The sequence below is a fragment of the Rhodoplanes tepidamans genome, from assembly GCF_030813915.1.
Lineage (GTDB): Bacteria > Pseudomonadota > Alphaproteobacteria > Rhizobiales > Xanthobacteraceae > Rhodoplanes > Rhodoplanes tepidamans.
Map to the genome: position 1 here is coordinate 63,417 of NZ_JAUSUJ010000018.1, position 24,682 is coordinate 88,098.

18 protein-coding genes are annotated in these 24,682 nt (G+C 69.8%); 13 read left to right on the plus strand and 5 right to left on the minus strand.

Translation table 11 applies throughout. The annotated features are described in order from the left end of the window. The first annotated feature begins 180 nt into the window (after positions 1-180). The 10 genes from J2S22_RS20525 (at position 181) to J2S22_RS20570 (ending at position 11,139) form a co-directional block, all read left to right on the plus strand. On the plus strand, positions 181-1,014 hold the full coding sequence (locus J2S22_RS20525) for a lysophospholipid acyltransferase family protein (RefSeq protein ID WP_272776983.1): 834 nt from the start codon (positions 181-183) through the stop codon (positions 1,012-1,014). Beyond that, on the plus strand, positions 1,011-1,688 hold the full coding sequence (locus tag J2S22_RS20530; RefSeq protein ID WP_272776982.1) for a GNAT family N-acetyltransferase: 678 nt from the start codon (positions 1,011-1,013) through the stop codon (positions 1,686-1,688). Before J2S22_RS20525 ends, J2S22_RS20530 begins: the two co-directional genes overlap by 4 nt. 170 nt (positions 1,689-1,858) lie before the next feature. After that, positions 1,859-2,851, plus strand: a complete 993-nt coding sequence (locus J2S22_RS20535; RefSeq protein ID WP_272776981.1) for a Bug family tripartite tricarboxylate transporter substrate binding protein — start codon at positions 1,859-1,861, stop codon at positions 2,849-2,851. A 347-nt stretch (positions 2,852-3,198) separates the two neighbouring features. Next, positions 3,199-4,074, plus strand: a complete 876-nt coding sequence (ku, locus tag J2S22_RS20540) for a non-homologous end joining protein Ku (RefSeq protein ID WP_272776980.1) — start codon at positions 3,199-3,201, stop codon at positions 4,072-4,074. A 460-nt stretch (positions 4,075-4,534) separates the two neighbouring features. Beyond that, positions 4,535-5,518 (plus strand): Bug family tripartite tricarboxylate transporter substrate binding protein, encoded by a 984-nt coding sequence (locus J2S22_RS20545; RefSeq protein WP_272776979.1) that lies wholly within the window; start codon positions 4,535-4,537, stop codon positions 5,516-5,518. A 71-nt stretch (positions 5,519-5,589) separates the two neighbouring features. Further along, positions 5,590-6,075, plus strand: a complete 486-nt coding sequence (locus J2S22_RS20550) for a tripartite tricarboxylate transporter TctB family protein (protein WP_272776978.1) — start codon at positions 5,590-5,592, stop codon at positions 6,073-6,075. 9 nt (positions 6,076-6,084) lie between these two features. Then, complete coding sequence (locus J2S22_RS20555) at positions 6,085-7,590, plus strand: tripartite tricarboxylate transporter permease (RefSeq protein WP_272776977.1); 1,506 nt, start codon at positions 6,085-6,087, stop codon at positions 7,588-7,590. Between the two features lie 130 nt (positions 7,591-7,720). After that, positions 7,721-9,037, plus strand: a complete 1,317-nt coding sequence (gene dctA, locus J2S22_RS20560) for a C4-dicarboxylate transporter DctA (RefSeq protein ID WP_272776976.1) — start codon at positions 7,721-7,723, stop codon at positions 9,035-9,037. Positions 9,038-9,122: 85 nt separating this feature from the next. Then, complete coding sequence (locus tag J2S22_RS20565) at positions 9,123-9,962, plus strand: sulfurtransferase (protein ID WP_272776975.1); 840 nt, start codon at positions 9,123-9,125, stop codon at positions 9,960-9,962. A 46-nt stretch (positions 9,963-10,008) separates the two neighbouring features. Continuing rightward, positions 10,009-11,139 carry a zinc-dependent alcohol dehydrogenase gene (locus J2S22_RS20570; RefSeq protein WP_272776974.1) on the plus strand — a complete coding sequence of 377 codons (1,131 nt, stop codon included), beginning with the start codon at positions 10,009-10,011 and terminating at the stop codon, positions 11,137-11,139. 334 nt (positions 11,140-11,473) lie between these two features. Here the strand turns inward: J2S22_RS20570 and J2S22_RS20575 are convergent, their stop codons facing one another. The 4 genes from J2S22_RS20575 to J2S22_RS20590 all read right to left on the minus strand — a co-directional run bounded on the left by J2S22_RS20575 (position 11,474) and on the right by J2S22_RS20590 (position 21,333). Next, positions 11,474-12,484 (minus strand): Gfo/Idh/MocA family protein, encoded by a 1,011-nt coding sequence (locus J2S22_RS20575; RefSeq protein WP_272776973.1) that lies wholly within the window; start codon positions 12,482-12,484, stop codon positions 11,474-11,476. A gap of 174 nt (positions 12,485-12,658) precedes the next feature. Further along, positions 12,659-13,111, minus strand: coding sequence for a GlcG/HbpS family heme-binding protein (locus J2S22_RS20580; protein ID WP_272776972.1), 453 nt, complete (start codon positions 13,109-13,111; stop codon positions 12,659-12,661). Between the two features lie 393 nt (positions 13,112-13,504). Continuing rightward, positions 13,505-16,348, minus strand: a complete 2,844-nt coding sequence (locus J2S22_RS20585; protein ID WP_272776971.1) for a sulfide/dihydroorotate dehydrogenase-like FAD/NAD-binding protein — start codon at positions 16,346-16,348, stop codon at positions 13,505-13,507. Beyond that, positions 16,345-21,333, minus strand: a complete 4,989-nt coding sequence (locus tag J2S22_RS20590) for a 2-oxoacid:acceptor oxidoreductase family protein (RefSeq protein ID WP_272776970.1) — start codon at positions 21,331-21,333, stop codon at positions 16,345-16,347. Before J2S22_RS20590 ends, J2S22_RS20585 begins: the two co-directional genes overlap by 4 nt. Positions 21,334-22,143: 810 nt before the next feature. Here J2S22_RS20590 and J2S22_RS20595 point away from each other — a divergent pair. The 3 genes from J2S22_RS20595 (at position 22,144) to J2S22_RS20605 (ending at position 23,581) form a co-directional block, all read left to right on the plus strand. Next, positions 22,144-22,308 carry a hypothetical protein gene (locus J2S22_RS20595; RefSeq protein WP_272776969.1) on the plus strand — a complete coding sequence of 55 codons (165 nt, stop codon included), beginning with the start codon at positions 22,144-22,146 and terminating at the stop codon, positions 22,306-22,308. Positions 22,309-22,527: 219 nt separating this feature from the next. Next, positions 22,528-22,692 (plus strand): hypothetical protein, encoded by a 165-nt coding sequence (locus J2S22_RS20600; RefSeq protein WP_272776968.1) that lies wholly within the window; start codon positions 22,528-22,530, stop codon positions 22,690-22,692. Positions 22,693-22,876: 184 nt separating this feature from the next. Further along, positions 22,877-23,581, plus strand: a complete 705-nt coding sequence (locus J2S22_RS20605) for a redoxin domain-containing protein (protein ID WP_272776967.1) — start codon at positions 22,877-22,879, stop codon at positions 23,579-23,581. Between the two features lie 28 nt (positions 23,582-23,609). Here J2S22_RS20605 and J2S22_RS20610 read toward each other — a convergent pair whose 3' ends face one another. Further along, positions 23,610-24,497, minus strand: a complete 888-nt coding sequence (locus J2S22_RS20610; RefSeq protein ID WP_272776966.1) for a LysR family transcriptional regulator — start codon at positions 24,495-24,497, stop codon at positions 23,610-23,612. Positions 24,498-24,682 lie beyond the last annotated feature (185 nt).

Here is a 24,682-nt window from a genome sequence, read left to right on the forward strand (position 1 = left end):
GCACGGGCCTCTCCGTGTCCGCCCTGCGGCCCGCGGCGACCTCCCGTCCACGTTGTCACCTCTCCGTCACGCGCCCCTCATCGCCGCGCAACAGGAATCGCCGAACACTGTCCGAATGATCGGAGACGCCGGGTCGCCGCGCCGGGCGGTGGCCGCGCTCCGACCCGACCCCGTTCGACGATGTCGCTGTACGCCGATCCGCCCGACTGGGAGCTCGTGACGCTGGGCGAGCTGCTGCGCTGGCCGCTGCCTTATCAGGAGGGCGCCGTGAACCGCGGCCTGCTGCGCGCCGTGGCGCTGGCGGCGCGCGGCCGCGTGCTGGCGGTGAGCGGGCTGCAGAACGTCCGGGCCGGCTACGACCCGTTCATCCTCGCCCTCAACCACTCGACCCGCACCGAGGCGCTGCTGGTGCCCGCCGTGCTGACCCTGCATCGCGGCGGCCGGCTGATCCACTTCATGGCCGACTGGAATTTCCGGCTGATCCCCGGAATCGGCCTGCTCTATCGCCGGGCAGAGACCCTCACCGTCACGACGAAGCCGGCGCGGCCGCGGGTGCTCGACGCGTTGCGCCCGCTCTACCGCGCGCCCGGCTCGGTGCTCGACCATGCCCGCGCGACGCTCGCCCGCGGCCGATCGGTCGGCGTCTTCGTCGAGGGCACGGTCAACCGCGATCCCGAGACGCTGCTGCCCGGTCGGCGCAGCGCCGCGCTCCTGTCGCTGGAGACCGGCGTGCCGATCGTGCCGGTCGGCATCCGCTTCCCGCATGCCGCGCCCGGCCGGCCGATCGGCGACGGCGACGCCATGGAGGTCCGCATCGGGCCCCCGCTGCTGCCGCGCGAGCGCCTGGAGCGGCCGTCGCCCGCCGCCCTGCGCGCATGGCACGCGACCGTGATGGGCGAGATCGCCCGCCTGTCCGGCAAACGCTGGTCGCCCGCCCCCGGCTCCGGCCGCCTCGTCGGCGCGCCCCCCCGCCGGGCCGCCCTTCCGCCCCCCTCGCACGGAGCTGCGCCATGACACTGGACGAGCGCGTGACCACCACCCGGGTGACCGACGAGGCCGGACGCCAGCGGGTGCTGACGGTGCTGCAGGCCACCTATCAGCGCGAGAAGCGCTGGGTGATCGATCCGGAGACCCAGTTCCCGCCCGCCGACCTCGCCCGCGACGACGTCTCGTGGTTCGTGGTCGACGTGCGCTCGCGTCCGATCGGCGTGCGGGTGCGCCCGGCCGGCGTCGTGCGGGTCGTCTACGATCCGCCGGTCGAGGCCTATGCGTCCTACGGCTTCGCGCCGCTCGACCCGTCGCTGAAGATCGAGGACATGATCCGCGGCAGCCGCATCGCCGAGATCGGCCGGTTCGCCGTGGTGCCGCGCTTCCGCCGCCGCTTGGTGGTCGCCGCCGCGCTGATGCGGGCCGCCGCCGCCGAGACCATCTCGCGCGGCTACACGCACTACCTCACCGACGTGTTCGAGGACGACCCGCACAGTCCCTACGGCTTCCACACCCGCGTGATGGGCTTCCACCCGGTCGCCACCCACGAGGTCGGCGAGCTCGCCTGCAGCAGCCGCCGCATCACCATGGTGCTCGACCTCAAGGCCGCGTATCAGCGCCTGAAGCGGCGCGGCAACTGGATGTTCCGGTATCTCACCAGCCAGTGGCCCGACGCACTGCACCAGCGCCTCGTCGCCTGACGCAGCGCCAGATCGGAGTCCGAAGAGCGTTCTTCTCTCCGATACGCGATGACGTGCTTCGATCCGGCCGATCCCGTATCGACCACCCATCGCTGGAGCGGTCCGCACCGGAGTGCTATCGCGGACGGCGACCGCCTGTCGATAACGGCGGCGCAGTCCGGGAGAGCATCATGATCGACACGACGCGACGACGGCTCCTCATCGGCGGTGCGGCGGGCCTCGCTGCCGCCTCGTTCCCCGCCCCGGCCGTGCACGCCCAGGCCGCCTGGCCGAAGGAGCGGCCGATCAAGATCGTCGTGCCCTTCCCGGCCGGCGCCGCCAACGACGCCATGGGCCGGCTCGCCGGGCAGCGCCTGCAGGACAAGCTCGGCGCCACCGTCGTGGTGGAAAACCGTCCGGGCGGCAGCGCCGTGATCGGCACCACCGCGGTGCTGCATTCGCCGCCGGACGGCTACACTCTGCTCGCCTCGGCGTTCAACCACATCGTCCTGAACATGGTGGTCGGCGGCGTCACGTTCGATCCGCAGAAGGACTTCGAGGTGGTCGGCCGCACGGCCAAGGCGCCGCTCGTGATGGTGATGGCGCCGGGCCGTCCGGAGAAGAGCATCGCCGAGGTGATCGCCGCCGCCAAGGCGCAGCCCGACAAGTGGACCTTCGCGGTCGCGGCGCTCGGCGCGCCGAGCCATCTCGCCGCCATCGACTTCCTCGCCCGCGCCGGCCTGACCATGACCATCTCGCCCTATCGCGGCACGGCGCCGGCCCTGACCGACGTGATGGGCGGCCACGTCCAGCTTCTCATCGACTCCTCCTTCGCGCTGCTGCCCTCGGCGCGCGACGGCAAGGTGAAGGCGCTCGGCATCGCCTCGCTGGAACGCTCGAAGCTCGCCCCCGAGATCCCGACCATCGCCGAGAGCGGCATGCCGGGCTTCCAGTGGCAGTCGTGGTACGGCATCTGGGCCCCGAAGGGCACGCCGCTCGCCATTCGGGAGCAGATCAACGCCGTGATGCGCGAGGCGATGGCCGATCCCGAGGTCCAGAAGCGCCTCGAGTCGACCCTGCTCGAGCCGGTCGTCGAGACCATCGACGAGACGAAGAGCTACATCGCCCGCGACGTCCCCCGCCTCGCCGCCCTGCTGAAGAGCGTGAACTTCCAGCCGCAGTGAGGCGAGCCGAGCGACGCCGACGCGTGCCGCATCCTCCGCTCATCCCCGCGCAAGCGGGGATCCAGGGCGCCTTGCCGTGGAGCCCCTGGGTCCCCGCCTTCGTGGAGACGAGCGGATCGAGGCCGTCTCGTCGACATCGCACGATTTCTGTTCGCTTCCCGGTCCGGCTCGGCTGCTCGGCCTGTCTTCGTCGGTCCTCGGCGCGCATCCGTCGCCTCCGACGCGCCGCGTCACGAACGAACCGTGAATCGCACGGTACGCCAGCCCTTCGAAAACGCCCGTTTCATCGAATCGGAACGCACCTCGCCGGGTGGCGTTGAGTCGTCGTTTGTACCGGAGTATGCCCGATGGCACCGCGTGCGAACTGGAAGGGCTATCTACGCCTGTCGCTGGTCTCCTGCCCGATCGCGCTCTATCCCGCGACGACGGACCGCGAAAAGATTCGCCTGAATCTCCTCGACAAGGCGACCGGGCACCGCATCCGCATGCAGAAGGTGGACGCCGACACGGGCGAGCCGGTCGAGGCCGGCGACATCGTCAAGGGCTACAAGACCGCCGACGGCTATGTCGAGATCACGTCCGAGGATCTCGAGTCGATCGAGATCGAGAGCTCGCGCACCCTCGACATCACCCGCTTCGTGCCGCACGAGGAGATCGACGATCTCTACAATGTGCGGCCCTACTACGTCGTCCCGGACGGCGAGGCCGGCCGCCAGGCCTTCGCGGTGATCCGCGAGGCGATCCGGGCCCGCGGCATGGTGGCGCTCGGCCGCGTCGTCATCTCCAGCCGCGAGCACGTCATCGCGCTGGAGCCGCGCGGCAAGGGCCTGATGGGCACGCTGCTGCGCTATCCCTACGAGGTGCGCGACGAGGCCGAGTTCTTCGACGACATCCCGGACGAGCCGATCCCCAAGGAGATGATCGAGCTCGCGACCCACATCATCGACACCATGAAGGGCGAATTCCGCCCCGACGAGTTCGAGGACCGGTACGAGACGGCGCTGCGCGAGCTGATCGCCCGCAAGGAAAACGGCGAGGCGGCCCGGCCGACCCGCCAGAAGACGCCGTCCAAGGTGGTGAACCTGATGGACGCACTCCGGCGCAGCGTCGAGGCGCAGGACGGGGCGGGCCCGGGCCACCCGCGCAAGCCGGTCGGCCGCGGCGCGGCGACCGCCAAGAAGGCGCGCGGTGGAACGTCGCAGCGTCGCCGCCGCGCCGGCTGAAGCAGCGCCGGCGGCACCGTCCGTCTTCTTCGCCGGCCCGCGCGACGGACTCCCACCATCCGTAGTTTCCGGGATCGCAGCCCCGCGAGCCGCCGCCCGCGCTGCGATGCAGCACGCATGGCCCGCATTGCGGCAACGCGAGGCGATCCGCGTTAATGCTCCATATCATCCGATAAACAATCGGGATTCCAGCGCCGACGCAGGACGTTTTAGATCGACCGGCCGTTTGGCGGCCTTCCCACGGCGTGTCCAGTCTGCTGCAATCGCTCGCCGGCGCACGAATCGTCGCCGACGACAACCCGCCGCGGCTCCCGGCTCGGTTCTTATCCGCCACCGCGCCCGCATGCGCGTCACGCGGATCAGGGCGGGCGAGTCCGTTGCTTTTCCAAAGGTTGCTAATGAGGCAGCATCCGCCGCGGCGACAGTGACCGAAACGACTCTTCCACGTCCGGAGGACCTGATGAGACTGACGCGGACCACTGCCACGACTTTTCGTTTGTTCGGCGCGGCGGCTGCCGCCGGACTTCTGCTCTCCCTGCCGTCTCCCGCCCACGCCGAGTTCCCCGAGAAGACGATCGAGATGACGACGTTGTTCGGCGGCCCGGCGCAGACGATCAGCCAGGTGCTCGCCGATCTGATGTCGAAGAACATCGGCCAGCCCGTCATCACGGTCAGCCGGCCCGGCGGCGGCGGCGCCATCGGCTACACGTTCCTGCAGAGCGCTGCACCGGACGGCTACAGCATCGTGTTCTCCTCGAACTCGATCTCGACCGTCTACTATCAGGGCAATCTGCCGTTCAATTATTCGGCCCTCGCGCCTGTTGCGCAGATCGGAATGGAAGTGCCGGTGCTCGCCGTCCGCGCCGACTCCGGCTGGAAGGACCTCAAGGCCCTGCAGGACGCCGGCAAGGCGAGCGGCAAGAAGCTGCGCGTCGGCGTCTCCGGCCTCGGCACCTTCACCCACCTCGCCTCGGCGGCGCTGTTCAACCGCCTCGGCCTGCAGGTGGTCTACATTCCGTACGGCGAAGGCCGTGCGCCGGCCGAGCTGCTCGGCGGGCGCATCGATGCGGCCCTGCAGTGGGCGAGCCAGTTCGCCCCGCACGTGAAGGCCGGCACCATCAACGTGCTGTGCATGACCAGCAAGGAGAAGGTCGACCTTCCGGTCGACACCGTCACCTGCGACTCCGCCGGAGCCAAGGGCCTCGACCTCACCATCTGGCGCGGCATCCACGCGCCCAAGGACACGCCGCCGGCCGTGATCGCCAAGCTCGAGGCGTCGATCAAGCAGGCCGTCGAGTCGCCCGACTTCAAGAAGGCCGGCGACAATCTCGGCTTCTCGCCGCTGTTCAAGTCGGCCAAGGACTTCGGCGCCATGGTGGCCGAGAACGACAAGGAGATCGGCGAGCTCATGACCGAGCTCGGCATCAACAAGAAGAAGAAGTAGCACGATCAGCGAGGCGGGCCGCGCGCCCGCCTCGACCTCGCACGCCAAGAACAGTCACCTGGGAGTACCCGATGGCGGCCGACCGCGCCCGAGATCTTCTGACCGGAACACTGCTCTTCGTCATCGCCCTGGTGTGGATCGGTTTCATCCTGACCACCATCCCGGACTCGCCCGGCAGCCCGTCGAGCGCCCGGACCTTCCCGCTCGCCTCCGGCATCGCGCTGGCGGTGCTCTCCGCCGTGCTGCTGGCCGGCGCGATCTTCAGAACATCCCCGCTCCAGGCCAAGAAGGCCGCGCCGGCCCTCGACGCGCTCGACTGGCGCGGCATCGCCGCCACCTTCGGGTTCCTGGCCGTCTACATCCTGCTGCTGAAGCTCACCGGCTTCCTGATCGGCACCGTCGTCGCCCTCGCCGCCTTCCTGTATCTCATGCTCGGCAAGCGATCGCCGTGGCTGCTGATCGGGTATCCGGTCGGCTTCGCCGTGGCGGTCTGGCTGATCCTCGGCAAGCTCCTCGCCGTCTACCTGCCGCAAGGCGAGCTGATCAATCTGTTCTGAGGATCGACCATGGACATCTTCCTGACCGCCCTGGCCGCCTCGCTCAGCTGGCAGGCGCTGCTCGGCACCTTCTTCGGCGCGCTGGTCGGCCTGATCTTCGGCGCCATTCCGGGGCTGACCTACTCCATGGCGCTCGCCATGGTGCTGCCCATCACCTTCTCGATGAGCCACACGGCCGCCATCGCCATGCTGCTCGGCACCTATATCGGCGGCATGACGGGCGGCGCCGTCTCGGCCATCCTGATCGGCGTCCCCGGCACGCCCTCGGCCGCCGCCACGGTGCTCGACGGCGAGGTGATGGCCAAGCAGGGCAAGGCCTCGATCGCCATCGGCATCGCCACCATCGCGGGCTGCGTCGGGGGCATTCTCAGCCTGATCGTGATGCTGGTCTCGGTCGACGCGCTCGCCCGCGTCGCCATCTCGTTCGGGCCGGCCGAGATCACGGCGCTCGTCGTGTTCGGCCTCTCCACCATCTGCGGGCTGGCCGGCGGCTCGCTGGTGAAGGGCCTGATCGGCGGCGTCATCGGCCTGATGCTGATGAACATCGGCCAGGACCCGATCGACGGCGTGCCGCGCTTCACCTTCGGCACCACGGCGATGCTGCAGGGCGTCGACCTGCTGGTCGCCATGATCGGCCTGTTCGCGGTCCCGCACGTCGTCACCGTGTTCGCCACCTACTGGCGCGGCAAGGAGATGCGGATCGAGGCCGGCAACGTGCGCACGGAGCTGCCGTCCTGGCGGCTGCTGCTGTCGCAGCGCTGGAACTTCCTCCGATCCGCCGCCATCGGCACGGTGGTCGGCGCCATCCCGGGCACCGGCGGCCCGATCGCCGCGTTCCTGGCCTACGACCAGGCGAAGCGCTGGTCGAAGCATCCCGAGACCTTCGGCAAGGGCGAGGTGTCGGGCGTGGTCGCGCCGGAGGCGTCCAACCACGCCGTCACGGGCGGCGCCATGATCCCGCTGATCGGTCTCGGCATCCCGGGCGATCCCGCGACCGCCATCATCCTCGGCGGCCTGCTGATCCACGGCATCCAGCCGGGGCCGCTGCTGTTCATGGAGAAGCCCGACGTCATCATGTCGATCTATCTCCTGTTCGTCCTCGCCTACGTGGTGACGGCGCTCATCCAGCTGTTCGGGGTGCGCGCCTTCGTCAAGGCGCTGCGGGTGCCGCCGCACCTGATGGCGGTCGGCATCCTGGTGATGTGCGTGATCGGCTCCTTCGCGATCCGCAACTCGCTGTTCGACGTCGGGGTGATGGGGCTGGTCGGGTTCGTCGCCTACTGGCTGATCAAGGGCGGCATTCCGGCGACGCCGATCCTGCTCGGCCTGGTGCTCGGCCCGACGCTCGAGCGCGAGGCCCGCACCGCCATGATCATGTCGGAGGGCTCGCCCGCCGTGTTCGTCGAATCCTACACGGCGCTGCTGTTCTGGGCCCTCGCCCTGGTCATCCTCGGCAGCCAGCTGATCACCATGATGCGCAGCCGGAATCAGGGGAGCAAGAAGGCGGCGGCGTGAACGCGGCACCCCCGCGCGTTCCGCTCCGCGAGATTCACGGTCGACCGTCGACCGACAACGAAGCCGGGCCGGCGCACCGCGCCGACCGCCCGGCCGTCCCTGCGGGGACCGACTCTTTGGGGGAATGGTGATGACTGTCGTGAATGCCGCCGCCGGCGCGTCCGTCGCACCGGCGCCGAGCCGGAAGGCCAAGCCTTTCTACAAGAAGATGTACGTCCAGGTGATCGCGGGCGTGATCCTGGGCTCGCTGCTCGCCGCCGTCTATCCGAACGTCGGGGTGACGCTGCAGCCGCTCGGCATGGTCTTCATCAAGGCCATCAAGATGGTGATCACGCCGATCATCTTCCTGACCATCGTGGTCGGCATCGCCAAGATGGGCGACATGCACCGGGTCGCCAATGTCGGCGCCAAGGCGCTGATCTACTTCGAGGTCGCCTCCACCATCGCGCTCCTCATCGGCATCGTCGTCATCAACGTGTGGCCGATCGGGTCCGGCATCCACGCCGACCCGGCCGCGCTCGACACCAAGCTGGTCCAGGGCTTCGCCAAGCAGGGCCAGGACATGACGATGATGCACTTCCTGATGGACATCATCCCGTCCACCTTCGTCGACCCCTTCGCCAAGGGCAACATGCTGCAGGTGGTGTTCGTCGCCACCCTGTTCGGCTTCGCGCTCGTCGGCATCGGCGAGAAGGGCCGTCCGATCGTCGACTTCCTCGACCGCTCGACCTACGCCTTCTTCGGCATGGTCAAGATCATCATGACCATCGCGCCGCTGGCCGCCTTCGGCGCCATGGCGTTCACGGTGTCGAAGTTCGGCACCCGCACGCTGATCGATCTCGGCCAGCTCATCCTCGGCGTGTATCTGGTCAGCATCCTGTTCGTCGTCGTGGTGCTCGGCGGTTTCCTGCGCTGGGCCGGCTTCAGCATCTGGCAGGTCCTGTCCTACTTCAAGGACGAGTGGCTGTTCTGTCTCGCCGCCACCTCGGGCGAGGCGATGCTGCCCCGCTGCATGGAGAAGCTCGAGAAGCTCGGCGTCTCGCGCGAGGTGGTCGGCCTCGTCATGCCGTCCGGCATGTCGTTCAACACCGACGGCACCGCCATCTACATGACCATGGGCCTGATGTTCATGGCCCACGCGCTCGACATCGAGATGTCGATCTGGCAGCAGCTCTCGGTGCTCTTCGTGATGCTGTTCACCTCGAAGGGCGCGGCCGGCGTCGCCGGGGCCGGCTTCGTGGCGCTCGCCGCCACCATGCCGACCATCAGCGACATCCCGGTCGGGGCGCTGGCCCTGCTGATCGGCGCCGACAGCTTCATGTCGCAGATCCGCGCCGCCACCAACCTGATGGGCAACGTGATCGCCACCCTGGTCGTCGGCCGGTGGGTCGGAGGCTGCGACACCGAGACGGCGCGGCGGCGGCTCGCGTCCGGCGAGGTCGACTGATCCGTATCGCGGGGCCCGCGGCGCCGCCGCGGGGCCCGCTCGTTCCCGTGCCGCATCCGGGCGGCTGCTTCGATCGAGGACCACCATGGAATCACCGCTCGTCTCGAACGACTGGCTGGAGAGCCACCTGGGCGACCCGGGCCTGCGGATCGTCGAGATCTCCGGCGACGCCGAGCCGAAGGCCTATTGCGAGGGCCACGTGCCCGGCGCGGCCTTCCTGTACTGGAAGGACGCCTGCTGGCACGAGACCGACCGCGAGCTGATCAGCCCCGAGGCGCTGGCCGCGATGTTCGGCCGTCTCGGCATCGGGCCGGACACCACGGTGGTGCTCTACGGCGAGCCGGTGCAATACGGCACCTACGCCTACTGGGCCTTCACCATGGCGGGCCACAGGAACCTCAAGGTGCTCGACGGCGGCCGCCGCAAGTGGCTGCAGGAGAAGCGCCCGCTGTCGCAGACCGTGCCGACCTGCGCGCCCGTCGCCTATCCGGTGCCGGCGCCCGACCTGTCGATGCGGCTCGGCCGCGACGACGTGCGCTCGAAACTCGGCCGGCCGGAGCGCCTGCTCCTCGACGTCCGCTCGGCCGAGGAGTATCTCGGCGTCAGGATGGCCGAATACGCCACCGCCTTCGACCACGGCGCCATGCGCTACGGCCGCATTCCCGGCGCCCGGCACCTGTTCTTCCGCTGCGTCCTGAACGACGACAACTCGTTCAGGACGCCCGACGAGATGCGCCGGGCGCTCGCCGTCGCCGACGTCGACCCGGCCCGCTACGAGGACGTCGTCGTCTACTGCCGCATGAGCCACCGCGCCACCCTGGTCTGGGTCGCGCTGGAAAAGCTCCTCGGCTTCCGCAACATCAGGATCTACGACGGCTCGTGGACCGAATGGGGCAGCATCGTCGGCTTCCCGATCGAGAAATGAGCGTCGTCAGGCGCGTCCGCCGCGCCGCCAGCGAAAGGGCATTGCGATGACCGCGACCACCGCCGCCGTACAGAGCTTCGACATTCCGCAGACCATGAAGGCCTGGGTGCTGGACGATCCCGGCCAGCTCCGCCTCGCCGAGAAGCCGGTGCCCCAGCCCGGCCACGCCGAGGTGCTGGTGCGCATCGACGCCATCGCGTTCTGCGCCGGCGACATCAGCATCATCACCAAGGGACCGCCGGCCCTGATCGAGGGCGGCAAGCCGTTCAACAAGAACTTCACCCCCGGCCACGAATACATGGGCACGGTGGTGAAGCTCGGCGCCGGCGTCGACGAGTTCGCGGTCGGCGACCGCGTCGTCGTCGAGGTGCACTACGGCTGCGGCCGCTGCGAGCGCTGCCGCGCCGGCATGTACACGGCCTGCCTCAACTACGGCATGAACTACAAGGGCCACGACAAGGGCCACCGCGCCAACGGCTTCACCACCGACGGCGGCTTCTGCGAGTACCAGGTCAACCACGTCTCGACCCTGATCCACGTGCCGGAGGGCGTCGGCGACGAGGAGGCGACCCTGATCGTCACGGCCGGCACCGCCATGTACGCGCTCGACACGCTGGGCGGCCTGATCGCCGGCGAGAGCGTCGTGGTGCTCGGGCCCGGCGCCATCGGCCTGATGGTGACGGCGGTCGCCAAGGCGCTCGGCGCCGATCCGGTGATCCTCACCGGCACGCGCGACAGCCGGCTCGCGCTCGGCAAGCGGATGGGCGCCGACCACGTCGTCAACATCCGCAACGAGGACCCGCTGGAGGCGGTGCGCCGCATCACGGGCGGCAAGGGCGTCAACTACGTGGTCGAGGCCTCGGGCGACCCGAACAGCCTCAACGTCGCCACCGACATGCTCAAGCGCGGCGGCAAGGTGTGCCTGGTCGGCTTCCCCGAGGAGAAGGCCTCGGTCGACCTCGCCAAGCTGATCCGCCAGCACATCTCGGTGTTCGGCATCCGCGGCGAGGGGCGCAGCGCCACCCACCGCTGCGCCGCCCTGGTGGCGCAGAAGCGGCTCGAGCCGAAGCTGATCCACACCCACACCTTCCCGCTGGAGGAGGTGCCGACCGCCTTCCGCTACGCCCGCGACCGCATCGAGGACGCCATCAAGGTCGTGGTGAAGATGCGCAAGTGAGGGCGGGGCGGCAGCCGTTCCACTGACCGCTCGTTCCCGCGAAAGCGGGAACCCAGGGCCGCACGCGCACCCTCGCGACTCCTGGGTCCCCGCTTTCGCGGGGACGAACGGAGGTGTGGCGACAGGCCATGGCGCCGACGAAGGCGGCCACTCGTCGGCGGCCCTCCTCGATCCGGGCGCACGGACCCCTTCTCCCCGCGTGGGGAGGAGGTCGGGACGAGGGGCCGCAGCGCTTCGGTTCCGGCTGCGGCGCCCCCTCACCCGGCATCCGCACCTGCGGTGCGGATGCCGACCTCTCCCCGCGTGCGGGGAGAGGTGAAGAGCAGCCGACGTCTCAATCCTTCTCCAGCATCTCGGCGACCTCGACGCGGCGGCCTTCGCGGGCCGAGACGGTGCCGGCCCGCACCACGGCGAGCGACTCGTAGCCGTGCACGCCGTCGGTCTCCGGCTTGCCGCCGCTGCGCACCACGGCGGCGAACTCCTCGAGCTCGTCCCGGATGGCGTCGTTCTTCTCGAACGGGATCGGCGTCACCACGTCGGAGTGGCGCTTCTGCAGGCGCAGGCCGCCGTGCAGGTCGTAATAGGCGGTCGCCTCCTTGCCGTAGATGTTCATCAGATAGTACTCGCCGGCCGAGGCGTAGCAGGCGTTGACGGTGGAGAGCGCACCGTTCTCGTGCTCCAGGATCATCGAGGCGACGTCGGGATTGTCGCCCGGCAGGACGAGCTGCGAGGCGCGCCCCGACACCGCGACCACCGGCCCCATCAGGTAGCTCAGCACGTCGATGTAGTGGATGCCGATCTGCAGCATCACGCCGCCCGGCATGCCCTCGGCCGTGTGGCGCCAGTGGTGCGCGTCGAACTTGCCGAGCCGGTCGCGGCTGATGTTGGATTCGGCGTTCACCAGCCGGCCGAACACGCCGGCGTCGATCTGCTGCTTGATCCAGCGGAACTGGTTCTCGCGGCGGCGCTGGTAGCCGAGCTGCAGGATGATGCCGTGCTTCTTCGCCACCGCGGCGATGGCGCGGCCGGTCGAGACGTTGTTGGCGATCGGCTTGTCGAGGAAGACGTGCTTGCCGACGGCGGCGGCCTGGGCCGTGGTCTCCAGGTGCACGTTGTTGGGCGTCGTGTTGATGATGCCCTCGATGGTCGGGTCGGCCAGCATCTCCTCGTAGCTCGACACCGCCTTGCAGCCGTATTTCTTCGCGAAGGCGTCGCGCTTCTCGGCGGTGCGGGTGTAGCAGCTGACGATCTCGATCTTGCTCGAGCGCGAGATGGCGTCGGCCAGGACGTCCGACCACCAGCCCATGCCGATGCAGCCGACCTTCACGGGATTGTTGTTGCTCATGACGAATGACCAGGCTCTGTTGAGTGGGGAGTCAGGGAGGCGACCGCCGGGTTCGCGGTCATTCCGGGGCGCGCCGCAGGCGCGAACCCGGAATCCAGCGGCAAGCTCCGAGATCTTGGCTGGATTCCGGGTTCGTCGCTGCGCGCCGCCCCGGAATGACCAGCGGAATCGGGCTCACTTCCCGTCGATCGAGACCGCGGCGCCGATCGACTTCACCGCCTCCTCGGCGATGCGGGCGTCCATGTCCCAGCTGCCGCCGGAGACGCCGACGCCGCCGACGCATTCGCCGTCGACGATGATCGGGCAGCCGCCCTCCATGGCGGTCCAGTTCTCCGGCCCGGCCGCCAGCGCCAGGCCGAGCGCGTGGGCGACGTCGAGGGGCTGGGCCACCGCGCCCTTGGAGGTCGTCGGGCGCTTGTTGGAGGCGCAGCACTTCGCCTTGGTGGTGGACGAGTGGACGAGGTGGAACCGCGCCGTGTCCATGCGCTCCAGCAGCAGCAGGTTGCCGCCGCCGTCGACGATCGCGACGGCGACCTGGATGCCGGCCTCGCGGGCTTTCTCCATCGCGGTTTCCAGGATCTTCCGGGCGCCGGCATTGGTCAGGCGCTTCGCGCTTGCGGTGTACATGACTGATGTTTCGCAGGGTTCGTTGCGGGAGGCCATTGTCGGGGCGTCCGATTCCCGACGCAAGGCCGCGCGACCGCAACACACCTCCGCACGCATGGCTGGCGCCGGTCCGGATGCATCGGATGCAGGGCTGGCGGCCGGCCCGGCCGCGCCTGTCATACAGAGTCGGTCGAGCGACGCGGGCCGGTGCCCCCGGCCTGTGGCACGCCGCCGCAGGGACGGCCGCCGGCGCCGGCCGGCCCGCCTGCATGCAAGACCCGCCTGCCTACGAGACGTGTATACGAGAAAGGAGCGGGGTCGCCCCCGCTCCTCGGTCGTTTCGTCTCTCGCGCCGGCTCTCGGCCCGTCGTCGCGGCGTCGTTTCGCAGTGCGGAACGTTGCCGCGGGCCGGGCTCAGGCCAGGCCGTGCGCCACCTTGCTGCGCTGCTCCTGCGCCTTGAAGGTGTTGAACCGGGGCAGGAACTTGTCCCAGTCGATGAGATGGGCGTCGAGCTCCGGCCCGTCGATGCAGGCGTGCTTGCGCACCATCTTGCCGTCCACCGTGATCGGCACCATGCAGGCGCCGCACATGCCGGTGGCGTCGACCATGATCGAGTTGAGGCTCGCGACCGTCTTGACGCCGTACGGCTTCGTCAGGTCGGAGACCACCCGCATCATGATCGGCGGGCCGATGGTGATCACCTCGGCGATCCTGCGGCCCTTCGACGTCTTGTCGTTCTTCAGCATCTCCTCGAGCGGCGTGGTGACGAAGCCCTTCATGCCGAACGTGCCGTCGTTGGTGCAGTAGATCAGGTCGAGCTGGTCGCCGTACTTGGCCTTCAGCTTGCCCATCCGCTCGTCGTCGCCGGTCCAGAACAGGAACTCCTTGGAGCGGAAGCCGGCGATGAGCGTGACGTGGTTGCCCATCTCCAGATGCGCCCGGGCGATCGGGTAGACGGGCGGCAGGCCGACGCCGCCGGCCGTGAACACCACGGTCTGGTCGGGGCCGTAGTGATGCAGCTCGCTCGCCTTGCCGAGCGGGCCGGCGATGCCGGCGAAGGCGTCGCCGATCGCCATCTGGTTCATCAGCAGCGTCGAGGTGCCCATGCCCTGGATGACCAGGTCGATGGTGCCGGCCTCGGCGTCCCAGTCGGCGAGCGTCAGCGGGATCAGCTCGCCGTCGTCCCAGCCGAGGACGCGGACGAACTGGCCGGCCTTGGCGGCGTGCGCCACCATCGGGGCCCGCACCTTGAACTCGACGATGCCGCCGGCGAGCGGGATCTTCTCGACGATGGTCTGCTTCACCTGGCCGAGCTCGGTGTAGCGGGCGGCCTTGGCCACCTTCTCCGCGATCTCGGCCGGCGTGAACGGAATGTCGCCGACGATCTCGCGCGCCGCCGCCTGGCCGTCGCCGGCCGCCCGGATGGCGGTGGAGCCGCCGCGGGCCGCGTCGCCGCCCGAGTAGACGTCGGCGATCGAGGTCCTCTGGGTGCCCTCGCCGACCTCGATGGTGCCCCACTTGGAGGTCTTCAGGCCGGGCTCGGCCTCCTTCATGATCGGGTTCGCGGTGTTGCCCAGCGCCATGATGACGAGGTCGACCGGCACCCGCTCGGTCGCGCCGGTCGGCACCGGGGCGCGGCGGCCCGACTTGTCGGGCGGGCCGAGCTCGTTGACGGCGAGCACCGCATGGGTGACGAAATGCGTCTTCTCGTCGCCGATGAACTCGGTCGGGGCGCGCAGCACCGCGAGCTCGATGCCCTCCTCCAGCGCGTGGTGCAGCTCCTCGACGCGGGCCGGCATCTCGCTCTTGGTGCGGCGATAGACGATGGTCACGTTGCCGCCGAGCCGGCGGGCCGTGCGGGCGGCGTCCATGGCGGTGTTGCCGCCGCCGATGACGAAGACGTTCTTGCCCCTCACGTCGGGCAGCGGCGTCTCGTACTTGTCGTCCAGCGCCCGCATCAGGTTGACGCGGGTGAGGAACTCGTTGGCCGACATGACGCCGAGCAGGTGCTCGCCCGGGACGTTCATGAAGGTCGGCAGGCCGGCGCCGGTGCCGACGAAGATCTTCCAGAAGCCGGCGGCCTTGAGATCCTCGAGCGTCGCCGTCTTGCCGACCACGAAGTTCTTCACGAAGCGGCCGCCGAGCAGCGTGATCTTCTCGACCACGTCGTCGATCAGCGCGTTGGGCAGGCGGAACTCGGGGATGCCGTAGCGCAGCACGCCCCCGAGGTCGTGGAACGCCTCGAACACCGTGACCGGGAAGCCCTCCACGGCCAGCAGATAGGCGTTGATCAGGCCGGACGGGCCGGACCCGACCACCGCGATCGGCGGCTTCTCGGCGCGCGCCCACGGGCTGATCACGCCGGCGAAGCGCTCGGCCGGCTTGAGGCCGACCAGCTTCTCGCGCTCCGGCAGGAACCATTCGAGCTGGCCGATCTCGATCGGCCGCCGCGTCTGCTTGCAGACGCCCTGGCACTGCAGCTCCTGCGGGCACACGCGGCCCGTCACGTTGGGCAGCGGGTTGCAGCTCTCGATCAGCTCCAGGGCCTGGCGGAACTTGCCCTGGCCCAGCATCTCCAGCATCTCGGGGATGTGGATCTTCACCGGGCAGCCGCCCTTCGGCTCCTTCTTGCCGTGGATCAGCACGCCGAGCTCGCACGGCTTGTCGGTGCACTGCTTGTCGCGCAGCACCTCCAGCCACACGAACATCTCGACCTCGCGCTCGGTGTAGCCGAGCGCCATGTAGCCGAGATAGCCGGTGTTCACGAGCGCGAAGTCCTGGGTGCGCTCCTCCGGCGGCCGGATGTAGGGCGGGATGTAGGCGTCGAACGGCCACTTGTTCGAGAGGCCCTTGAACATCGGGTACTTCTCGGACAGGTGATCGTCGAGCGCCTTGACGAACTTGCGCTTGAACCGCATCGGCATCGCCCAGATGAAGCGTTGCAGCAGCACGCTCATCTCGTCGTTGCGCAGCAGCAGGTTCCAGAACGTCCGCGTGAAGGCGGGGCTCAGCTCCTCCTGCTGGAACTCCCAGGCGATCGCCTGGACGCCGTCGGCCACGAAGGTGCCGCGCAGCGACTTCGGATCGCCGAGCAGCCGCCGCTTGAGAAGCTCGAGCTGCTTCTGGAACAGCTCGACGGCTTCGGAGGATTCCAGCTCCTCGAGCTGGCTGCGCGTCTGCTCCAGGGCCTGGGTGGTCTGGGCGTAGCGCAGCAGCTGCTCTTGCGGCGTCGCCGCCTGGGGGGTGGCCGTCGTCATCGCACGATCTCCGCGTCGCAGCTGGCCGCGACCTTGGCCACCCGGGCCTTGAGGTCCGGCGTGATCTGCACCTTGTCGAGAGCCCCCGGAATGGTGTGGGCGACCTCCTTGGGCGCGCCGTCCACCACGATCTTGGTCTTCTCGAACAGCTCGGGGACCTGCTGGTAGCAGGTCTTGCAGTTGGTGCAGGCGGCGACGTCCTCGTCGTGGATGTACGGCACCGCGGCGCCGTTGGCCTTGCCGGCCGCCGGTCCGGCACCGGCCGCCGGAGCGGCGGACGCGACGCCCGCCCCTGCCCCGAAGGGTGCCAGCGCATCGCCGAGCGCGGACGGCGGGGCGCTGGACGAGGCGGCGAGCTCGCTCATCGCCCGGGCGATGGTGTCGAGCGTCGATTCCTGCGTCTGCACGGCCTGCTCGTAGCGCGACTTGAGCGCCTCGAGCTCGACCCGGTGATCGGCGTCCAGCTTCTCGATCTGGCGGCCGGCCAGGTACTGCAGGGTCCGCCAGTAGCGCCGCCGCTCCTCGACCAGGTGGACGATGGCGTCCGACACCTCCAGCTTGATCAGCTTCTTGTCGTGGTCGGTCGACCACACGAAGGCGGTCTTGCCGACCCGCTCGGCCGGGGCGAGGGCGACGTAGTCCTCCACCGGCAGCGCGTCGGCGTCGGCGGCGAGCCGGCGGAACTGCTTCTTGAAGCGGGTCTCCTCCTGGGCGAAGTAGGCCGGGGTGAGCGCCACGTCCATCAGCTTGACGGCGCCGTTCTCGACATATTCGAGCGTGGTCGTCGTCCAGTCCTTGTCGAGGTCCGGGTTCCCGTCGAGCGAGAACCAGCCCTTGCGGGTCGGGCTCGCCCCCGGATCGTGGACGAACACCGGGTTCATGCGGCTCTCGACGGCGAGGCGGGCGCGGCGGCTCGCGGCGGCGTCGGCGATGCCGTGCTCGGCCTGGCACGGCGTGTAGACGTCGAGCACGGCCGGCGAGGAGGTGTGGTTCAGGTACTTGGTGACGTTCTGCAGGAAGTGCTGCTGCAGCGCCGTCGAGGTCTGCACCACGAAGACGTTCGGGTGGAACGCGGCGATCAGGCCGAGCTCCTTGCGGTCCTCCTGCTTGCCCTTGTGGGCCGAGCCGAAGCGCGACAGATCCGAGTCCTGGCCGGTGAGGCTGGCCGTGGAGGCCTGGCCGCCGGTGTTGGAGTAGACGCCGGTGTTCAGCACCACGACCTTGACCGGCGTGTTGGTGGCGAGGAGCCGCGACAGCGCGCCGAAGCCGATGTCGTAGGTGGCGCCGTCACCGCCCATGCTGATCACGGTCGGCAGCAGCGACAGCTCCTCCGGCGTGAACTGCGGCCACGCGAAGGTGCGGAAGAACTTGTCGTGCATGGCCGCGTCGTAGGCGTCGTCGAGTTCGAGCCTGGCGATGCGCAGCGCCTTCACGTCGTCCACGGCCGAGGCGGTGAGGCCCTCGAACAGGCCCTTGGCGACCGCCGGGGTGTCCTGGAACAGGCTGTTCACCCACGGGTCGTTGTAGGGGTTGAACGGGAAGGTCGAGGCGTAGACGCTCGAGCAGCCGGTGGCGTTGGCGATCACGGCGGAGGCCGGGCCGTTGCCGGTCGGGCCGCTCTCCAGCAGGTACTGCCGCTTCTCCAGCGTCTCGATCACGCCCTTGATGCGGTCGCGGCGGGCCGCGTCGTCCTGGACGCTGGCGAGCTTCGCCTGCAGCTTCTCGATCAGGCCCTCCAGCTCGCGCAGGTGCTCCTTGCGGCGCCGCGTCTGGATGGCGTTGTTGGTCGAGGTGACGAGGCGGATCGCCGTCACCTCGCCGCAGCCGCGGCAGGCGCCGTGGCCGCCCGTGGTGGCGTAGTAGTTGTTGCGGTCGAGCATCAGCCGCTTGGTGTCGCCGTCGGCGGCGAGCGCCGAGTCGGTGAACCGGGCCGGCGTGTTGGGCGTGCCGGACAGGAACTCGAACCGGGCCTGCAGGGTGTCGAGCAGCTTGGCGTCCTGCTCGCGCGGCTTGAGGGCGCCGGGGCCGCAGACGTCGATGCACTCCAGGCAGCCCGAGCACTTCCACGGGTCGATCGCCACCGAGTAGAGGCCGCCCGAGCCGGGCTTCTCCTTCTCCATCGCGTCGAAGAACGGCCGCGTCCTGGCGACCGGGAAATCGGACAGGATCTCGGCGAGCTTGCCGAGATTGCGCTTGAGGGTCGGGTTGTCGAGGTCGAGCGAGGCGACGACGCCGCCGACCACCTCGCCGAGCGGCTTCGACTCCTTCGACCCGCGATACGCCTCGCGCACCGCCTCGGAGAGGACGAAGACCTGCCCGCGCACCGCCTCGCGCTGCGCCTCGACCAGATCGAGATGCTTGAGGCCGGTGAGCAGCAGGTCGTGGATGTCGTGCACCGTGTTGGGGATCGCGGCGTCCGGGCAGACCAGGGTGCATTCCATGCAGCCGGTGCAGAGCTCGGGCGCGAACTCCGGCACGTCGCGGCGGAACAGGCCCTTGTCCTTCCAGGCGGCGGAGCCGGCCGGCATGAACATGCCGGTGCCGGGCAGCACCGGCGCCTCGGCGATGGTGCCGTCGCGGAACGGCGCGGCGATCATCTCCTCGTAGTACTCGCGGTCGAAGATGCCCTCGGCCGGCGCCGTGCCGGCCGCCTTGCACATCGCCGCCGAGATGGCGACGCTGCGCAGCTGCTGCACGCCGGCTTCGGTCTCCGCCTCGGCGAATTCGGGCCGGGTGTAGTCGACCGCCTGGGTGGCCTCCAGGCCCTCCTTGATCACCGCCATGTTGCCTTCGACGACGGCGGCGCCCTTGGAGCCGAACTTCTTCGAGAGCTGCTGCTGGACCTTCTTGAGGATGACGTCGATCGAGGCGTCGGCGACGATGCGGTCGACATGGCCGCACACCGCGCCGATGAAGGCGATGCCCATCATGCGGGTCTCGAGCTCAGGCGTCGGCGCGTGGCGCTTGGCCACCGCGAAGCCGTCGAGCACGAACATCTTCAGCTTCTTGTCGCGGATCGTCTTGCGGGCGCGCTTGGGCAGCTCCTTCCACACCTCGAGCGGCGAGAGGTTCGACTGCAGCACGAAGGTGCCGCCCTCGACCAGGCCGCGCAGCGGGTTGGTGTGGGCGAAGACCTTGTGGTCCGGCGAGACGACGATCTCGACGTCCTCGAGCTCGGCATTGGTGATCTTCACCGTCTCCGGGCTCAGGGTGATGTAGTAGTTGGTCGGCGCGCCGCTCTTCTCCGAGCCGTACTTGGGCGACGCCTTGGAGTGCATGTCGAGCACGCCGGCCAGGATGTCGGTCAGCAGCTTGCCGGTGGCGATGGTGCCGTAGCCGCCGACCGAGTGGAAGCGCACCCGGAAGGCCGAGGGCGGCAGCAGGCTCGGGTTCGGCTCGGTCTCGAGCGCCATCAGCTCGGTCTCGGGATAGGCCGCCTTCAGGCGCTCCTGCAGGGCCGCCAGCCGCGGGCTCGGATCCTTGGCGAAGAACTGCGAGCCGAGATAGACGAACGGCGCGTTCGTCGTCTCCATGTTCCTGAACGCCGCGATCAGGTGGCGCGGCTGCAGGTCGTGCGCGCCGAGGCCGAAGATCGCCGTGGTCATCTTGGGCAGGCGGTCGATCGCCGGGATGCCGGGGTGGCGCGGGCCGGCGGCGTTCTCGACGCCCTTGAACAGTGCCTGGGTGACGAAGCTGGTCAGCGCCGTGACGTCGGAGCGCTCCAGCACGGTGACGGCCGTCTTGCCCTTCAGGGCCTCGACCAGCTCGGCCTCCGGGAACGGCTGCAGCAGCTTGATCGACACCACGCCGACCTTCTTGCCCTTGCTGCGCAGATGCGCGACCACGGCCTCGACGTCGTCGGTCACCGAGCCGAGGCCGACCATCACGTGCTCGGCGTCGTCGCACATGTAGGTCATCACCGGCTTGTACTCGCGGCCGGTGAGCGCCGAGTACTCGGCCATCGCCTCGCGCACGAAGCGCGGCACGTCGCGCACGAAGTGGGTGCGGTGGTCGATCGAGCCGGCCTGGAAGTCGGGCTGGTTCTGCACGCCGCCGGTGAGGCCGGGATTGTGCACGTCGACCAGCGCCGGCACCAGCTGGCGGGTGCCCTTCTCGTAGGCGTTCAGCCACTGGCGCTTCCAGGCGCCGCGCAGCTCCTCCGGCACCAGGGCCAGCGTGTCGCCGACCAGCGCCGCGGCGTTGTCGGTCTCGACCTGCTCGGCCTCGGTGTCGAGCCAGGTGCGCAGCTTGGCGAGGTCGGCGGGGGCGAAGTCGCCCTCGTGCTTGATCAGCCACAGCTTGAGCTGCTGGACGCGGCCCTTGCCGCCGAACAGAATCTCCTGGGCCACCGTCGGGCACTTGATGCGGCCGGCCGGATCGCCGAGGAACTCGCGGATCAGCTCCGGCTCCGGCATCAGCGCCTCGCTCATCATGTGCGAGGTGGCGAAGCCGTCCATGGCGTTGGCGACCGGGATCAGCGAGGTGGCCGACACCTTGTAGGAGATCACGGCGAGGTCGGCCGCCTCCTGCGGGTTGGAGCCGAACAGGATCGTGTAGCCGGACTGCAGCAGCGCGTAGACGTCGTCGTGGCCAGCCATCACGTTGAGCGAGTGCTTCGACACCACGCGGGCGGCGACCTGCAGCACGAAGCCGCCGACCTTCTTGCCGACCGTCACGTAGTGGGACTCGAGGCCGTAGAGGATGCCCTGGCTGGACGAGGCGTTGGAGACGAACTTGCCGCCGGTGAGCGCGGCGCCGAGCGCGCCCGACTGGGCCGAGTGCTCGCCTTCCGGCTCGAAGAAGAACGGATGCTTGCCCCACACGTTGCAGCCGCCCGCCGAGCGGAAGGCCTCGTAGATTTCCGAGATCTCGGTGGACGGCGTGATCGGGTAGCCGATGACGCCGCCGCAGACGTGACCCATCACCTGGGCGACGGCACCGTTTCCGTTGATGACTGTCGGAATGCCGGGATATTTCGCGTTCATCTGTTGCGTCCGTCTGGTACGTGATCTCGCGCCGAGCAGGCGTCCGTGCGCTCGCGTTCGGAGTCGGGGCGACCGAGGTCGCTCGAACCTTCGGAAATCGACGTTCCGCCCCTGACTGTTCTCCGGTCGACACGACGAGACCCGCTCAGGCGTGCCGTCCACCTTGACTGGAAGCGTTCTACGCCGCGGGTCCCTCCCCCGCTCTGACTATTGTCAAAGGGTCCCGGGCGGCAGCCTCGTACCGCACTGCCGCAACCGCGACGCAGGGCACGCATGCGCACCGCATGACGGGACGCCGCCGCGGGCGGGTGCGCCGCGCGGGGCCGCCGCCCTCCGATCGACCGCGTCGCGGAAAGCGGCGCCCGGTGCGGGTTTTCACGACGGCGCCGCGCCCGCCGCCCCCGGCCGGCCGGCGCCGCCCGGCTTTCGTTGCACTGCGGAACAGACGGGCGGGTGATCCGCGCGCGCCGCATTCCCGTCATGTGAAATATCAAGTGATCTGGGAGCTGGATGCGCTCCTGATATGTCGGAGCGCCGGCACCGGCATGCGCGGGACGGAGACGACGGCCTCGCCGGCCCTTCCCCGGGACGTCCGAAGACGCGCACGGCCCGCCCCCCGCACCTCGCGCCCCGGCCCCGGGCGGGCCCCGAGTCGGCCCCGCTCCGCCGGCCGCCCGCACCGGCCACCCGCACCATAGCAGCCGGCTATCGAACCGATAGGGACTCGGCATTTCAGTTCGGCCGTCGCCGCCGCGATATTCGCATCACCGGCTTCGAGACGAAGCCTTCAACGAACCACGGAGACCCCCGATGACCGCGTCCAAGATCGCCCTCTTCGCCCTCGCCGCCAGCGTGCTGGCGTCCGTGCAGCCCGTCCACGCCGCGCCGTTCGGCGACCAGGGCAGCCACTACGTCCAGACCCGGGCCGGCGTCGTCGAGACCGGCACCGACCAGGCCAAGGGCGACATCCGCTGACCGGCGGATCCACGCCCCCTGAAATCCCCCGAACCCGAAGCGTTTCCGATGCCGATGACTCGTGATGTTCCGCTCGTCCCCGCGAAGGCGGGGACCCAGGGGCGCCGCCGCAAGACGCCCTGGATCCCCGCTTGCGCGGGGATGAGCGGAGGGCGGGTCGGCATCGGCGAAAGACCACACTCCAACCCCCGTCACCCCCGCAACGAACAGGAGACTCTGATGACCGCGTCCAAGATCGCCCTCTTCGCCCTCGCCGCCAGCGTGCTGGCGTCCGTGCAGCCCGTCCACGCCGCGCCGTTCGGCGACCAGGGCAGCCACTACGTCCAGACCCGGGCCGGCGCCGTCGAGACCGGCACCGACCAGGCCAAGGGCGACATCCGCTGACCGGCGGACATGACGGGCCGGCCTCCGGCCGGCCCGTCGCCACGGCCGGCGGCTTCGATTGCCGCCGCCCCGGACGTGTTGTAGACCGGACGTCGTCCCGCCCGGCCGGACCCGTCCGGTCCGCGCTGCGCGACGGCACCGGGGCCTTCTTCGACGAGGCGCTCTTCCGACGAGGCCACAGGCGATGTCCGAACCGCGCCGATCCGCCTTCGAATGCTGCCGCGACATGGATGCGTCGCTGTGCGAGCGGCTCGACGCCCTCGACGCGGCCTTCCAGGAGCAGTTTCCCGGCCTCCAGGAGGTGACCGACCGGCTGGTCGCGCGGCTGCGCGCCAGCGGGGTCGGTGCCGCCGCGCCGCAGGTCGGCGACCCGATGCCGGACTTCCTGCTCCCCGACTGCTCCGGCCGGCTGGTCGGCCTCGACGACCTGCTGGAGGACGGACCGGTGGCGCTGGTGTTCCACCGCGGCCACTGGTGCTCGTACTGCCGGCTGAGCGTCGACGCGCTGGCGGAGGCGAGCGAGGCCGCCAGGGCGGCCGGGCTGCGGATCGTCGCCGTGGTGCCCGACATCCAGGAGTTCGCCGCGGCCTTCGCGGCGGATGCGCACGGCGCGATCCCGGTGCTGTGCGACGTCGACAACGGCTACGCGGCCAGCCTGAACCTGGTCGTGTGGATGGGCGACGAGATGCTGGCGCTCACCAAGAAGGCCGGCGTCGACCTGCCGCGCTACCAGGGCAACGACTCCTGGTCGCTGCCGATCCCGGCCGCCTTCGTGATCGGCCGCGACAGGCGGATCCTGGCGCGCTTCGTCGATCCGGACTACCGCAGGCGGATGCCGATCGAGGACATGCTGGCCGCCGCCCGGCGCGCCGACGCCGCGGCGCGCTGATCCGCCGCCGGCGCGGCCGCGGCGCGTCTCACGTCAGCAGGCTCTTCCAGTTGCAGGCGCGCAGCATCTTCATCGCGGCCGTCGCGGCGGCCGAACGCTCGCGCCCGGCGACGCCGTACAGATAGACGGTCCGCTCGAGCGCGAAGCCGGACAGCGCGGCGCGCGCCACGCCGGCGCTCCCGGCGAGGCTCTGCGGCGCGATCACGACGCCGAGATCCGCCTCCAGGAAATGCAGGAGATCGCGCTCGCTGTCGATCTCGTGGGCGCGGTCGACGTCGATGTCGGCCTTGCGCAGCAGCTCGGCGATCCTGCCGGCGTGCTCGCAATAGGTCCGGGTGAGGAGCCGCTCGTCGCGCAGCGCGTCGAGCGCGACGACGTCCTGGCCGGCGAGCCGGCTGGCGGCACCGAACAGCAGCTGGAACGGCTCCGAGAACAGCGGCCAGTGATCGAGCCGGTCCCAGCTCACGTCGATCGCCGCGATCAGGCCGAGCTCGGCGCGTCCCTCCTTCAGGAAGCGCGCGACGTCGGCGGCCGAGCCGCGCAGCAGCCTCAGGTCGAGCCCGCGGAAATGCCGTCCGAGCTCGCGGACATGCGGCACCAGCAGCGCGCCGTCGATGCTGTCCGACGCGGCGATGCGCAGCGTGCCGGCCTCGCCCTTCTTCATCGACGAGGCGAGCGAGCGCGCCGCGCGGGCCGCGTCGTCGCATTGCTGGAGGAACGGCAGCATCCGCTGGCCGAGATCGGTGAGCAGCGCCTGCGGCCGCTCGCGCCGGAACAGATCGCCGCCGAACTCCGCCTCGAGCTGCTGGATCGCGCGCGTCAGCGACGGCTGCGACACGTTGCAGTCGGCGGCGGCCTGCGTGAAATTGCGCGTCCTCGCCAAGGCGAGGAAATAGCGCACCTGATGCATTTCCATTCGCGCACGAACCAGGATCGGGGGAGGCGCCGGCGCTGCGCCGGCCGGCGGTGGCGGCATCGGCCGGCCGCCGGCGAGTCTCGGGAAACGCTCTCCTCCGGTCAAGCCGGAATCGGTGCGGCGCCCCGCGCGGTGCCGACCGCCGCGCCGCCGGCGTCCCGATAGCGCGACGCTATCGATCCCAT

Excerpts from the sequence above, each read along its gene's own strand:
- ku (WP_272776980.1), top strand. The coding sequence starts at position 3,199 with ATGGCACCGCGTGCGAACTGGAAGGGCTATCTACGCCTGTCGCTGGTC.
- J2S22_RS20545 (WP_272776979.1), top strand. The coding sequence starts at position 4,535 with ATGAGACTGACGCGGACCACTGCCACGACTTTTCGTTTGTTCGGCGCG.
- J2S22_RS20535 (WP_272776981.1), top strand. The coding sequence starts at position 1,859 with ATGATCGACACGACGCGACGACGGCTCCTCATCGGCGGTGCGGCGGGC.
- dctA (WP_272776976.1), top strand. The coding sequence starts at position 7,721 with ATGACTGTCGTGAATGCCGCCGCCGGCGCGTCCGTCGCACCGGCGCCG.
- J2S22_RS20595 (WP_272776969.1), top strand. The coding sequence starts at position 22,144 with ATGACCGCGTCCAAGATCGCCCTCTTCGCCCTCGCCGCCAGCGTGCTG.
- J2S22_RS20610 (WP_272776966.1), bottom strand. The coding sequence starts at position 24,497 with ATGGAAATGCATCAGGTGCGCTATTTCCTCGCCTTGGCGAGGACGCGC.
- J2S22_RS20555 (WP_272776977.1), top strand. The coding sequence starts at position 6,085 with ATGGACATCTTCCTGACCGCCCTGGCCGCCTCGCTCAGCTGGCAGGCG.
- J2S22_RS20565 (WP_272776975.1), top strand. The coding sequence starts at position 9,123 with ATGGAATCACCGCTCGTCTCGAACGACTGGCTGGAGAGCCACCTGGGC.
- J2S22_RS20590 (WP_272776970.1), bottom strand. The coding sequence starts at position 21,333 with ATGAACGCGAAATATCCCGGCATTCCGACAGTCATCAACGGAAACGGT.
- J2S22_RS20580 (WP_272776972.1), bottom strand. The coding sequence starts at position 13,111 with ATGTACACCGCAAGCGCGAAGCGCCTGACCAATGCCGGCGCCCGGAAG.
- J2S22_RS20530 (WP_272776982.1), top strand. The coding sequence starts at position 1,011 with ATGACACTGGACGAGCGCGTGACCACCACCCGGGTGACCGACGAGGCC.
- J2S22_RS20585 (WP_272776971.1), bottom strand. The coding sequence starts at position 16,348 with ATGACGACGGCCACCCCCCAGGCGGCGACGCCGCAAGAGCAGCTGCTG.
- J2S22_RS20550 (WP_272776978.1), top strand. The coding sequence starts at position 5,590 with ATGGCGGCCGACCGCGCCCGAGATCTTCTGACCGGAACACTGCTCTTC.
- J2S22_RS20605 (WP_272776967.1), top strand. The coding sequence starts at position 22,877 with ATGTCCGAACCGCGCCGATCCGCCTTCGAATGCTGCCGCGACATGGAT.
- J2S22_RS20525 (WP_272776983.1), top strand. The coding sequence starts at position 181 with ATGTCGCTGTACGCCGATCCGCCCGACTGGGAGCTCGTGACGCTGGGC.
- J2S22_RS20570 (WP_272776974.1), top strand. The coding sequence starts at position 10,009 with ATGACCGCGACCACCGCCGCCGTACAGAGCTTCGACATTCCGCAGACC.
- J2S22_RS20600 (WP_272776968.1), top strand. The coding sequence starts at position 22,528 with ATGACCGCGTCCAAGATCGCCCTCTTCGCCCTCGCCGCCAGCGTGCTG.
- J2S22_RS20575 (WP_272776973.1), bottom strand. The coding sequence starts at position 12,484 with ATGAGCAACAACAATCCCGTGAAGGTCGGCTGCATCGGCATGGGCTGG.